5 protein-coding genes, 18 tRNA genes and 3 rRNA genes are annotated in these 12,197 nt (G+C 45.3%); 25 read left to right on the top strand and 1 reads right to left on the bottom strand.

Annotated elements, in window-relative coordinates; genetic code table 11:
- Nucleotides 1-150 precede the first annotated feature (150 nt).
- The 21 genes from ACORHV_RS07385 to ACORHV_RS07285 all read left to right on the top strand — a co-directional run bounded on the left by ACORHV_RS07385 (nucleotide 151) and on the right by ACORHV_RS07285 (nucleotide 6,642).
- A 16S ribosomal RNA gene (locus tag ACORHV_RS07385) occupies nucleotides 151-1,697 on the top strand.
- A gap of 51 nt (nucleotides 1,698-1,748) precedes the next feature.
- A tRNA-Ala gene (locus ACORHV_RS07380) sits at nucleotides 1,749-1,821 on the top strand.
- Nucleotides 1,822-1,943: 122 nt separating this feature from the next.
- Nucleotides 1,944-4,846, top strand: a 23S ribosomal RNA gene (locus ACORHV_RS07375).
- Nucleotides 4,847-4,922: 76 nt separating this feature from the next.
- Nucleotides 4,923-5,038, top strand: a 5S ribosomal RNA gene (gene rrf / locus ACORHV_RS07370).
- Together the 16S, 23S and 5S rRNA genes with 18 tRNA genes alongside form the textbook arrangement of a ribosomal RNA operon.
- 105 nt (nucleotides 5,039-5,143) lie before the next feature.
- Nucleotides 5,144-5,216: transfer RNA gene (locus ACORHV_RS07365), tRNA-Val, on the top strand.
- Nucleotides 5,217-5,218: 2 nt separating this feature from the next.
- Nucleotides 5,219-5,291 (top strand) — tRNA-Asp (locus tag ACORHV_RS07360).
- A gap of 24 nt (nucleotides 5,292-5,315) precedes the next feature.
- Nucleotides 5,316-5,388, top strand: a tRNA-Lys gene (locus ACORHV_RS07355).
- Between the two features lie 5 nt (nucleotides 5,389-5,393).
- A tRNA-Leu gene (locus tag ACORHV_RS07350) sits at nucleotides 5,394-5,475 on the top strand.
- 12 nt (nucleotides 5,476-5,487) lie between these two features.
- A tRNA-Thr gene (locus ACORHV_RS07345) sits at nucleotides 5,488-5,560 on the top strand.
- 27 nt (nucleotides 5,561-5,587) lie between these two features.
- A tRNA-Gly gene (locus ACORHV_RS07340) sits at nucleotides 5,588-5,659 on the top strand.
- Nucleotides 5,660-5,666: 7 nt separating this feature from the next.
- Nucleotides 5,667-5,752 (top strand) — tRNA-Leu (locus tag ACORHV_RS07335).
- A gap of 11 nt (nucleotides 5,753-5,763) precedes the next feature.
- Nucleotides 5,764-5,837, top strand: a tRNA-Arg gene (locus ACORHV_RS07330).
- A gap of 15 nt (nucleotides 5,838-5,852) precedes the next feature.
- Nucleotides 5,853-5,926 (top strand) — tRNA-Pro (locus ACORHV_RS07325).
- A gap of 5 nt (nucleotides 5,927-5,931) precedes the next feature.
- Nucleotides 5,932-6,005: transfer RNA gene (locus tag ACORHV_RS07320), tRNA-Met, on the top strand.
- 13 nt (nucleotides 6,006-6,018) lie between these two features.
- Nucleotides 6,019-6,092: transfer RNA gene (locus ACORHV_RS07315), tRNA-Ile, on the top strand.
- An 11-nt stretch (nucleotides 6,093-6,103) separates the two neighbouring features.
- A tRNA-Ser gene (locus tag ACORHV_RS07310) sits at nucleotides 6,104-6,193 on the top strand.
- Between the two features lie 11 nt (nucleotides 6,194-6,204).
- Nucleotides 6,205-6,278, top strand: a tRNA-Met gene (locus ACORHV_RS07305).
- Nucleotides 6,279-6,281: 3 nt separating this feature from the next.
- Nucleotides 6,282-6,354: transfer RNA gene (locus ACORHV_RS07300), tRNA-Phe, on the top strand.
- Nucleotides 6,355-6,370: 16 nt separating this feature from the next.
- A tRNA-Gly gene (locus tag ACORHV_RS07295) sits at nucleotides 6,371-6,441 on the top strand.
- 33 nt (nucleotides 6,442-6,474) lie between these two features.
- Nucleotides 6,475-6,548, top strand: a tRNA-Ile gene (locus ACORHV_RS07290).
- A gap of 6 nt (nucleotides 6,549-6,554) precedes the next feature.
- Nucleotides 6,555-6,642, top strand: a tRNA-Ser gene (locus ACORHV_RS07285).
- Nucleotides 6,643-6,718: 76 nt separating this feature from the next.
- Here the strand turns inward: ACORHV_RS07285 and birA are convergent.
- Nucleotides 6,719-7,654 carry a bifunctional biotin--[acetyl-CoA-carboxylase] ligase/biotin operon repressor BirA gene (gene birA, locus ACORHV_RS07280; protein WP_434397965.1) on the bottom strand — a complete coding sequence of 312 codons (936 nt, stop codon included), beginning with the start codon at nucleotides 7,652-7,654 and terminating at the stop codon, nucleotides 6,719-6,721.
- A 270-nt stretch (nucleotides 7,655-7,924) separates the two neighbouring features.
- Here birA and ACORHV_RS07275 point away from each other — a divergent pair, with 270 nt between their 5' ends.
- The 4 genes from ACORHV_RS07275 (at nucleotide 7,925) to ACORHV_RS07260 (ending at nucleotide 12,020) form a co-directional block, all read left to right on the top strand.
- On the top strand, nucleotides 7,925-9,118 hold the full coding sequence (locus tag ACORHV_RS07275) for an O-antigen ligase family protein (RefSeq protein ID WP_038805734.1): 1,194 nt from the start codon (nucleotides 7,925-7,927) through the stop codon (nucleotides 9,116-9,118).
- Between the two features lie 144 nt (nucleotides 9,119-9,262).
- Complete coding sequence (locus tag ACORHV_RS07270) at nucleotides 9,263-9,706, top strand: MarR family winged helix-turn-helix transcriptional regulator (protein WP_000872569.1); 444 nt, start codon at nucleotides 9,263-9,265, stop codon at nucleotides 9,704-9,706.
- Between the two features lie 72 nt (nucleotides 9,707-9,778).
- Complete coding sequence (locus ACORHV_RS07265; RefSeq protein ID WP_084859528.1) at nucleotides 9,779-10,507, top strand: ATP-binding cassette domain-containing protein; 729 nt, start codon at nucleotides 9,779-9,781, stop codon at nucleotides 10,505-10,507.
- Nucleotides 10,500-12,020, top strand: coding sequence for an ABC transporter permease/substrate-binding protein (locus tag ACORHV_RS07260; RefSeq protein WP_049519670.1), 1,521 nt, complete (start codon nucleotides 10,500-10,502; stop codon nucleotides 12,018-12,020). Before ACORHV_RS07265 ends, ACORHV_RS07260 begins: the two co-directional genes overlap by 8 nt.
- The last annotated feature ends 177 nt before the right edge of the window (nucleotides 12,021-12,197 follow it).

Genomic DNA, 12,197 nt, shown 5'->3' with positions numbered 1-12,197 from the left:
TAGTTGTCGCTTGAGAGAGAATGAGTGACAAAGACCTTTGAAAACTGAACAAGACGAACCAATGTGCAGGGCACTATAACTGATGTTATAGTACTGAACAATGAAAAACAATAAATCTGTCAGTGACAGAAATGAGTGAGAACTCAAACTTTTAATGAGAGTTTGATCCTGGCTCAGGACGAACGCTGGCGGCGTGCCTAATACATGCAAGTAGAACGCTGAAGGAGGAGCTTGCTTCTCTGGATGAGTTGCGAACGGGTGAGTAACGCGTAGGTAACCTGCCTGGTAGCGGGGGATAACTATTGGAAACGATAGCTAATACCGCATAAAATTGATTATTGCATGATAGTCAATTAAAAGGTGCAATTGCATCACTACCAGATGGACCTGCGTTGTATTAGCTAGTTGGTGAGGTAACGGCTCACCAAGGCAACGATACATAGCCGACCTGAGAGGGTGATCGGCCACACTGGGACTGAGACACGGCCCAGACTCCTACGGGAGGCAGCAGTAGGGAATCTTCGGCAATGGACGGAAGTCTGACCGAGCAACGCCGCGTGAGTGAAGAAGGTTTTCGGATCGTAAAGCTCTGTTGTAAGAGAAGAACGAGTGTGAGAGTGGAAAGTTCACACTGTGACGGTATCTTACCAGAAAGGGACGGCTAACTACGTGCCAGCAGCCGCGGTAATACGTAGGTCCCGAGCGTTGTCCGGATTTATTGGGCGTAAAGCGAGCGCAGGCGGTTAGATAAGTCTGAAGTTAAAGGCTGTGGCTTAACCATAGTACGCTTTGGAAACTGTTTAACTTGAGTGCAAGAGGGGAGAGTGGAATTCCATGTGTAGCGGTGAAATGCGTAGATATATGGAGGAACACCGGTGGCGAAAGCGGCTCTCTGGCTTGTAACTGACGCTGAGGCTCGAAAGCGTGGGGAGCAAACAGGATTAGATACCCTGGTAGTCCACGCCGTAAACGATGAGTGCTAGGTGTTAGACCCTTTCCGGGGTTTAGTGCCGCAGCTAACGCATTAAGCACTCCGCCTGGGGAGTACGACCGCAAGGTTGAAACTCAAAGGAATTGACGGGGGCCCGCACAAGCGGTGGAGCATGTGGTTTAATTCGAAGCAACGCGAAGAACCTTACCAGGTCTTGACATCCCTCTGACCGCTCTAGAGATAGAGTTTTCCTTCGGGACAGAGGTGACAGGTGGTGCATGGTTGTCGTCAGCTCGTGTCGTGAGATGTTGGGTTAAGTCCCGCAACGAGCGCAACCCCTATTGTTAGTTGCCATCATTCAGTTGGGCACTCTAGCGAGACTGCCGGTAATAAACCGGAGGAAGGTGGGGATGACGTCAAATCATCATGCCCCTTATGACCTGGGCTACACACGTGCTACAATGGCTGGTACAACGAGTCGCAAGCCGGTGACGGCAAGCTAATCTCTTAAAGCCAGTCTCAGTTCGGATTGTAGGCTGCAACTCGCCTACATGAAGTCGGAATCGCTAGTAATCGCGGATCAGCACGCCGCGGTGAATACGTTCCCGGGCCTTGTACACACCGCCCGTCACACCACGAGAGTTTGTAACACCCGAAGTCGGTGAGGTAACCTTTTAGGAGCCAGCCGCCTAAGGTGGGATAGATGATTGGGGTGAAGTCGTAACAAGGTAGCCGTATCGGAAGGTGCGGCTGGATCACCTCCTTTCTAAGGATAAGGAACTGCACATTGGTCTTGTTTAGTCTTGAGAGGTCTTGTGGGGCCTTAGCTCAGCTGGGAGAGCGCCTGCTTTGCACGCAGGAGGTCAGCGGTTCGATCCCGCTAGGCTCCATTGGTGAGAGATCACCAAGTAATGCACATTGAAAATTGAATATCTATATCAAATAGTAACAAGAAAATAAACCGAAACGCTGTAGTATTAAAAGAGTTTATGACTGAAAGGTCAAAAAATAAGGTTAAGTTAATAAGGGCGCACGGTGGATGCCTTGGCACTAGGAGCCGAAGAAGGACGTGACAAACGACGATATGCCTTGGGTAGCTGTAAGTAAGCGATGATCCAGGGATTTCCGAATGGGGGAACCCAACAGGTACTACCTGTTACCCGCATCTGTTAAGGATGTGAGGAGGAAGACGCAGTGAACTGAAACATCTAAGTAGCTGCAGGAAGAGAAAGCAAAAGCGATTGCCTTAGTAGCGGCGAGCGAAACGGCAGGAGGGCAAACCGAAGAGTTTACTCTTCGGGGTTGTAGGACTGCAATGTGGACTCAAAGATTATAGAAGAATGATTTGGGAAGATCAGCCAAAGAGAGTAATAGCCTCGTATTTAAAATAGTCTTTGTACCTAGCAGTATCCTGAGTACGGCGGGACACGTGAAATCCCGTCGGAATCTGGGAGGACCATCTCCCAACCCTAAATACTCCCTAGTGACCGATAGTGAACCAGTACCGTGAGGGAAAGGTGAAAAGCACCCCGGGAGGGGAGTGAAATAGAACCTGAAACCGTGTGCCTACAACAAGTTCGAGCCCGTTAATGGGTGAGAGCGTGCCTTTTGTAGAATGAACCGGCGAGTTACGATATGATGCGAGGTTAAGTTGAAGAGACGGAGCCGCAGGGAAACCGAGTCTGAATAGGGCGCCTTAGTATCATGTCGTAGACCCGAAACCATGTGACCTACCCATGAGCAGGTTGAAGGTGCGGTAAGACGCACTGGAGGACCGAACCAGGGCACGTTGAAAAGTGCTTGGATGACTTGTGGGTAGCGGAGAAATTCCAAACGAACTTGGAGATAGCTGGTTCTCTCCGAAATAGCTTTAGGGCTAGCGTCGACATAAAGATTCTTGGAGGTAGAGCACTGTTTGGGTGAGGGGTCCATCCCGGATTACCAATCTCAGATAAACTCCGAATGCCAATGAATTATGGTCGGCAGTCAGACTGCGAGTGCTAAGATCCGTAGTCGAAAGGGAAACAGCCCAGACCACCAGCTAAGGTCCCAAAATAATTGTTAAGTGGAAAAGGATGTGGGGTTGCACAGACAACTAGGATGTTAGCTTAGAAGCAGCTATTCATTCAAAGAGTGCGTAATAGCTCACTAGTCGAGTGACCCTGCGCCGAAAATGTACCGGGGCTAAAACAATTTACCGAAGCTGTGGATACCTTTATAGGTATGGTAGGAGAGCGTTCTATGTGTGAAGAAGGTATACCGTGAGGAGTGCTGGAACGCATAGAAGTGAGAATGCCGGTATGAGTAGCGAAAGACAGGTGAGAATCCTGTCCACCGTAAGACTAAGGTTTCCAGGGGAAGGCTCGTCCGCCCTGGGTTAGTCGGGACCTAAGGAGAGACCGAAAGGTGTATCCGATGGACAACAGGTTGATATTCCTGTACTAGAGTATGTAGTGATGGAGGGACGCAGTAGGCTAACTAAAGCAGACGAATGGAAGTGTCTGTCTAAGCAGTGAGGTGTGATATGAGTCAAATGCTTATATCTATAACATTGAGCTGTGATGGGGAGCGAAGTTTAGTAGCGAAGTTAGTGACGTCACACTGCCAAGAAAAGCTTCTAGCGTTTAAACATACTCTACCCGTACCGCAAACCGACACAGGTAGTCGAGGCGAGTAGCCTCAGGTGAGCGAGAGAACTCTCGTTAAGGAACTCGGCAAAATGACCCCGTAACTTCGGGAGAAGGGGTGCTGACTTTAAGTCAGCCGCAGTGAATAGGCCCAAGCAACTGTTTATCAAAAACACAGCTCTCTGCTAAATCGTAAGATGATGTATAGGGGGTGACGCCTGCCCGGTGCTGGAAGGTTAAGAGGAGTGCTTAGGAGTAATCCGAAGGTATGAATTGAAGCCCCAGTAAACGGCGGCCGTAACTATAACGGTCCTAAGGTAGCGAAATTCCTTGTCGGGTAAGTTCCGACCCGCACGAAAGGCGTAATGATTTGGGCACTGTCTCAACGAGAGACTCGGTGAAATTTTAGTACCTGTGAAGATGCAGGTTACCCGCGACAGGACGGAAAGACCCCATGGAGCTTTACTGCAGTTTGATATTGAGTGTCTGTACCACATGTACAGGATAGGTAGGAGTCTATGAGATCGGGACGCCAGTTTCGAAGGAGACGTTGTTGGGATACTACCCTTGTGTTATGGCCACTCTAACCCGGATAGGTTATCCCTATCGGAGACAGTGTCTGACGGGCAGTTTGACTGGGGCGGTCGCCTCCTAAAAGGTAACGGAGGCGCCCAAAGGTTCCCTCAGAATGGTTGGAAATCATTCGCAGAGTGTAAAGGTATAAGGGAGCTTGACTGCGAGAGCTACAACTCGAGCAGGGACGAAAGTCGGGCTTAGTGATCCGGTGGTTCCGTATGGAAGGGCCATCGCTCAACGGATAAAAGCTACCCTGGGGATAACAGGCTTATCTCCCCCAAGAGTTCACATCGACGGGGAGGTTTGGCACCTCGATGTCGGCTCGTCGCATCCTGGGGCTGTAGTCGGTCCCAAGGGTTGGGCTGTTCGCCCATTAAAGCGGCACGCGAGCTGGGTTCAGAACGTCGTGAGACAGTTCGGTCCCTATCCGTCGCGGGCGTAGGAAATTTGAGAGGATCTGCTCCTAGTACGAGAGGACCAGAGTGGACTTACCGCTGGTGTACCAGTTGTCTTGCCAAAGGCATCGCTGGGTAGCTATGTAGGGAAGGGATAAACGCTGAAAGCATCTAAGTGTGAAACCCACCTCAAGATGAGATTTCCCATGATTATATATCAGTAAGAGCCCTGAGAGATGATCAGGTAGATAGGTTAGAAGTGGAAGTGTGGCGACACATGTAGCGGACTAATACTAATAGCTCGAGGACTTATCCAAAGTAACTGAGAATACGAAGTGTGAGGTTTTCTTGGTATTTGATAGATATTCAATTTTGAGTAGGTATTACTCAGAGTTAAGTGACGATAGCCTAGGAGATACACCTGTACCCATGCCGAACACAGTAGTTAAGCCCTAGAACGCCGGAAGTAGTTGGGGGTTGCCCCCTGTGAGATATGGAAGTCGCTTAGCTCGAGGGAGTTTAGCTTAGTTGTAATTGAGAGGAAATCGAAATTACAATCGGCGGATGAGAGAAACAAAGTTTCTTACCGTTGGATGAGCTAGACTCCGCCCTTTGGGAGTTTAGCTCAGCTGGGAGAGCATCTGCCTTACAAGCAGAGGGTCAGCGGTTCGATCCCGTTAACTCCCATAGGTCCCGTAGTGTAGCGGTTATCACGTCGCCCTGTCACGGCGAAGATCGCGGGTTCGATTCCCGTCGGGACCGTTTAAGATAACGGAAGTTATTTTAGACTCGTTAGCTCAGTTGGTAGAGCAATTGACTTTTAATCAATGGGTCACTGGTTCGAGCCCAGTACGGGTCATATTTGCGGGTTTGGCGGAATTGGCAGACGCACCAGATTTAGGATCTGGCGCTTAACGGCGTGGGGGTTCAAGTCCCTTAACCCGCATAATAGAAATCAGCCGGCTTAGCTCAGTTGGTAGAGCATCTGATTTGTAATCAGAGGGTCGCGTGTTCAAGTCATGTAGCCGGCATTTTTTTATATAGAATAAGAGGTCGATGCGAACGTAGTTCAGTGGTAGAACACCACCTTGCCAAGGTGGGGGTCGCGGGTTCGAATCCCGTCGTTCGCTTAGAGAGGCCGGGGTGGCGGAACTGGCAGACGCACAGGACTTAAAATCCTGCGATTGGTAACGATCGTACCGGTTCGATTCCGGTCCTCGGCATATAATGATGAGCACCCTTAGCTCAACTGGATAGAGTACCTGACTACGAATCAGGCGGTTAGAGGTTCGACTCCTCTAGGGTGCATTTTTTTATTTAACGCGGGAAGTAGCTCAGCTTGGTAGAGTACTTGGTTTGGGACCAAGGTGTCGCAGGTTCGAATCCTGTCTTCCCGATTCATGGCGGTGTAGCTCAGCTGGCTAGAGCGTCCGGTTCATACCCGGGAGGTCGGGGGTTCGATCCCCTTCGCCGCTATATTGATCTTGTTGGACCTTTAGCTCAGCTGGTTAGAGCTCTCGGCTCATAACCGAGTGGTCGTAGGTTCAAGTCCTACAAGGTCCATTGTAAATAATGGAGGATTACCCAAGTCCGGCTGAAGGGAACGGTCTTGAAAACCGTCAGGCGTGTAAAAGCGTGCGTGGGTTCGAATCCCACATCCTCCTTTTTATATTAACGCGGGATGGAGCAGCTCGGTAGCTCGTCGGGCTCATAACCCGAAGGTCGTAGGTTCAAATCCTGCTCCCGCAATTTGGCTCGGTAGCTCAGTTGGTAGAGCAATGGATTGAAGCTCCATGTGTCGGCGGTTCGATTCCGTCTCGCGCCATATTTTATTTTATTAAGCGGGTGTAGTTTAGTGGTAAAACTACAGCCTTCCAAGCTGTTGTCGCGAGTTCGATTCTCGTCACCCGCTTTGAACGAAAGTTCATACCAAGTTTTTGAACTTGGGCGCGTAGCTCAGGTGGTTAGAGCGCACGCCTGATAAGCGTGAGGTCGGTGGTTCGAGTCCACTCGTGCCCATTAATAGGAGAATTACTCAAGAGGCTGAAGAGGACGGTTTGCTAAATCGTTAGGTCGGGTAACCGGCGCGGGGGTTCGAATCCCCCATTCTCCGTACGTTAAGAGAGCTGTTAGGCTCTTTTTTTGTAAACAAATCCCCCTTCTAAATCGTTAAAAGGGGGATTTGTTTATTACCAACCCGTTAGTGATATTTCTCCGCTATTTAGCCAGATAGTATTTTTATCTTCAAATTCGACTTGTAGTTGGCCGGATTCTGAGATTTCTTTTGCAAGACCTTTCTCAAATTTTCCGTCTAGCTGGAAAGTAACTTCTTTTCCAAGAACGATTGATCTTTCTTTATAGATATAAAGTAGCTCATCTGAATCCGTATTGTAGAAACAATTCCATATTTCGCTGATGAGCTCATTACGACTAATTGGTGCAGGTGGCATAAATAGGCTGCCTGCTTTTTCTTTTAGGTCTTCTGGGAAGTCTGCTATAGAAAAATTTATACCAAGTCCGATAATGACGTCTGTAACCAAGCCTGTCTCAACTGATGTCATCGCTTCAGTGAGGATACCTGCTATCTTTTTATTTTTAAAGTAGATGTCATTTACCCATTTGATATCTACTTCTATCATAGTTAGGTTTTTAATGGCTTTGTAGACTGCAGCAGCTACAAGGAGAGTATAGGAAGGGAGTTTTTCATAAGGAAGATTGGGTTGAACATGCAGGGACATATAGATCCCCCCCTGAGATGGAGAATAGTAGCGGCGCTGAAAGCGGCCACGACCTGCTGTTTGACAGGTTGAAAGATAGAGTGTATTTCCTTTGTTTCCAGCTTCAATCCCTTCTTTTGCATCTGTTTGGGTTGATTTGGTCTCAGGTTTGTAGCGAATGGTTAAGTTGGTGTTCTCCTGAATCAAATCAGGCAATATCAGATCGCCTTGAATAAGCTTATAGCCTCTATTTTTGATACTGTCAATTTCTAGGCCTTCTTGTTGAAGACGTTGGATCGCTTTCCATATGGATGTACGGCTTAAATTCAGTTCTTCTCCGATTTTTTCTCCGCTAACATAATCGTTTTCTCTAGCTAATATTTGGTAGACTAGTTGGTGTGATTTCATTGATTTTCCTTTATACAGATTTGTTCTATAGTGATTTTTATAGCTTTCTTTTATTCTACCACAGCTTTCTTTAATTTAGGGAAATGAATAGTTGTAGGGGAGCAATAATTGCTTTGTAAAATTTCTCTCCTTAAAAATTTTTCTAAATATTCACTGATTTTTTCTTTTTGGTAGCGTGTTCATTGTTCCCAAATGACGGAAAAAATGGTAGAATATAAAGATAGTTTAGCATTTATCTTCTGGAGAAATCCAGAACAGAAAGGATCCGTTTTGAAATCAATTGGATTACTGGATAAGATAAGAGGGCTTTCGAAAAAAGATTTCTTTTTGTATCTGATGATCATGAGTATCTTTTTACCTTTTTATTTGTTCTTATCACTCTTTGCTTTATATTTGATAGGTTTACTTGTTACTGGGGAGATGAAGGGAATTATCAAAGGATTAGCCAAACATCCTGTACTTCTCTTTTTTATTGCCTACAGTAGTGTCATTTCCATCGTCGCCAAGAACTGGCTTGGTCTAGCAGCATCTTTCCTGATGCTCCTATTTCTTATTTTCTTTAGTTTTTACCAGAAGCGTCTGACGCATGCTTTCTTTCGACTGATACTCCAGACGGTTTTGTTTGGTAGTGTTGTCTCTGCCGCTTTTGCTACTTTGGAGCATTTCCAAATTGTAAAGAAATTTAACTATGCCTTTCTTTCACCAAATATGCAAGTATGGCACCAAAACCGTGCAGAGGTCACCTTCTTTAATCCTAACTACTATGGGATCATTTGTTGCTTCTGTATCATGATTGCCTTTTATCTCTTTACAACGACGAAGCTAAGATGGTTGAAAGTCTTTTGTGTGCTAGCAGGTTTTGTAAATCTTTTTGGTTTAAATTTCACGCAAAATAGAACAGCCTTTCCTGCTATTATCGCTGGAGCCATCATTTATCTCTTTACGACCATTAAAAACTGGAAGGCCTTTTGGCTTAGTATTGGGGTCTTTGCGATTGGCTTGAGTTTCCTTTTTTCTAGTGATTTGGGAGTTCGGATGGGAACTTTAGATTCTTCTATGGAAGAACGCATTTCTATCTGGGATGCTGGGATGGCCTTGTTTAAGCAAAATCCTTTTTGGGGGGAGGGGCCATTGACCTATATGCACTCTTATCCTCGGATAAATGCTCCTTATCATGAACATGCTCACAGCCTTTATATTGATACGATTCTGAGTTACGGAATTGTGGGAACCATTTTATTAGCTTTGTCTTCTGTTGCTCCTGTTCGTTTGATGATGGATATGAGTCAGGAGTCGGGGAAACGTCCAATTATCGGTCTTTATCTATCTTTCCTTACAGTGGTTGCTGTGCATGGAATCTTTGACTTGGCCCTTTTCTGGATTCAGTCAGGTTTCATTTTCTTGTTAGTTATGTGCAGTATTCCATTGGAGCGTCGAACTTTGGTATCAGACATGACGGATTAAGTTTATAAGATTGAAATCTTCTACCTTGAGTAGGAGATTTTTTACTGAGAAAAATTAGTTCTAAGTCGAAATAGTTGACAATTGGAATAATAAGTATTATAATATTTTTTATTCGTATCGATATAGAAATAAATTGGAGGTTTCATGAAATATTGTCATTTGGTAGCCCATCATATTCGTTTGTTGAATGGGCGGATTTTTCAAAAGTTACTGAGACAAGACCCTGACTCTCTTTATCGGAGTGAGCAGGGAAAGATTTTAGCGGTTTTATGGAATAGTAAGACGGGCTGTGCAACTGCGACAGATATTGCGCTTGCGACTGGGCTTGCTAATAATACGTTGACGACTATGATAAAAAAGTTAGAGGAGCAAAATCTTATAACTGTCAGTCCGTGTGGAGAAGATAAGCGTAAGAAGTATTTAGTTTTAACAGAGTTGGGCAAGTCCCAGAAAGAAGTTGGGCAACGTGTCAGTCAGAGATTGGATACTATCTGTTACAAAGGATTTTCAGAGGAAGAAATTCGTCAGTTTGAAGGTTTTCAAGAAAGAATTTTGGCTAATCTGAAAGAGAAGGAAAATGAGGTTTAGAGTGGGGTAAATTAGTTATTAAAAGGTTGGTAACTTGACCAACCGAGGAAAATTTTAAATTGAGGACAAAGAATGATTGAATACAAAAATGTAGCGCTACGCTATACAGAAAAAGATGTTTTGAGAGATGTCAATTTACAGATTGAGAATGGGGAGTTCATGGTTTTAGTTGGGCCTTCTGGGTCTGGTAAGACGACCATGATCAAGATGATTAACCGTCTTTTGGAACCAACTGATGGAAATATATACATGGATGGTAAGCGCATCAAAGACTATGATGAGCGTGAGCTTCGTCTTTCTACTGGTTATGTTTTACAGGCCATTGCTCTGTTTCCCAATCTAACGGTTGCGGAAAATATTGCCCTCATTCCGGAGATGAAGGGCTGGACTAAGGAAGACATTGCGAAGAAAACAGAGGAGCTTTTGGCTAAAGTTGGTTTACCAGTGGCTGAGTATGGGCATCGTTTACCTAATGAATTATCTGGTGGAGAACAGCAACGGGTCGGTATTGTTCGTGCTATGATTGGTCAGCCTAAGATTCTCCTCATGGATGAGCCCTTTTCAGCCTTGGATGCTATTTCGAGAAAACAGTTGCAGGTTCTGACGAAAGAATTGCATAAAGAGTTTGGAATGACAACGATTTTTGTGACCCATGATACGGATGAAGCTTTGAAATTGGCGGACCGTATTGCTGTCTTGCAGGACGGAGAGATTTGTCAGGTGGCGAATCCCGAGACCATTTTAAAGGCTCCTGCAACAGACTTTGTAGCAGACTTGTTTGGAGGTAGTGTTCATGACTAATTTGATATCAACTTTTCAGGAGCGTTTTAGTGATTGGGTAACAGCTCTATCTCAACATTTGCAGTTGTCACTTTTGACCTTGTTACTAGCTATTTTTATTGCTATTCCCTTGGCTGTTTATCTTCGCTATCATGAGAAGTTGGCGGACTGGGTCTTGCAGATTGCAGGAATTTTCCAGACTATCCCGTCTCTGGCCTTGTTGGGACTCTTTATCCCCTTGATGGGAATTGGAACCTTGCCTGCTTTGACGGCTCTAGTGATTTATGCGATTTTCCCAATTTTGCAAAATACCATCACTGGGCTAAAGGGAATTGATCCAAGTCTGCAAGAGGCTGGGATTGCCTTTGGGATGACCAGGTGGGAGCGTCTCAAGAAGTTTGAAATTCCACTTGCCATGCCTGTCATAATGTCTGGTATTCGGACGGCGGCGGTTTTGATTATCGGTACGGCAACCTTGGCTGCCTTGATTGGGGCAGGGGGACTGGGTTCTTTTATCCTTTTGGGAATTGACCGTAATAATACCAGTCTGATTTTGATTGGGGCCCTTTCTTCAGCAGTGCTTGCCATTGCCTTTAACTTCCTACTAAAAGTGATGGAAAAAGCAAAATTGCGGACGATTTTCTCTGGTTTTGCCTTGGTGACCATATTGCTCGGTCTGTCTTATAGTCCAGCCCTCTTAGCTCAAAAAGAGAAAGAAAACTTGGTGATTGCTGGGAAATTGGGACCTGAACCAGAAATTTTGGCAAATATGTATAAGTTGCTGATTGAAGAAAATACCAGTATGACTGCGACTGTTAAGCCGAATTTTGGGAAAACAAGCTTCCTCTATGAAGCTCTGAAAAAAGGGGACATTGATATCTATCCTGAATTTACTGGTACGGTGACTGAAAGTTTGCTTCAGCCATCACCCAAGGTAGGTCATGGGCCAGATCAGGTTTATCAGGTGGCGCGTGATGGCATTGCCAAACAGGATCATCTGGCCTATCTAAAACCTATGTCTTATCAAAATACCTACGCTGTAGCTGTTCCGAAAAAGATTGCTCAAGAATATGGCTTGAAGACCATTTCGGACTTGAAAAAAGTGGAAGGGCAGTTGAAGGCAGGCTTTACACTCGAATTTAATGACCGAGAAGATGGCAATAAGGGCTTGCAATCAATGTATGGTCTCAATCTCAATGTAGCGACTATGGAGCCAGCTCTTCGCTATCAGGCAATTCAGTCAGGCGATATTCAAATCACAGATGCCTATTCGACTGATGCAGAATTGGCACGTTATGATTTGCAGGTCTTGGAGGATGACAAGCAACTCTTCCCACCTTATCAAGGAGCGCCACTCATGAAAGAAGCTCTTCTCAAGAAACATCCTGAGTTGGAGACAGTTCTCAATAAACTAGCAGGTAAAATTACTGAAAGCCAGATGAGCCAGCTCAACTACCAAGTCGGTGTTGAAGGCAAGTCAGCAGAACAAGTAGCCAAGGAGTTTTTACAAGAACAAGGTTTGTTGAAGAAATAGCTTGAAAATGCTAAACTCAACTTTGCTAAACGACCATATAGAAAATGCTCAGACAATCTTGTCTGGGCATTTTTAGTGCCAGAAATAAAGATTTTCATTTTTAAATGGAAAATAAGAGGAAATTTTCAGGATTTTCTAGATTTTTACTGTAAATACACTTGACTATTCAGAGAATAG

The organism is Streptococcus sp. KHUD_016 (genome assembly GCF_051106465.1).
Taxonomy (GTDB): domain Bacteria; phylum Bacillota; class Bacilli; order Lactobacillales; family Streptococcaceae; genus Streptococcus.
The sequence above is the reverse complement of the archived record's forward strand: the minus strand, read 5'-3'. Positions and strand labels throughout refer to the sequence as shown.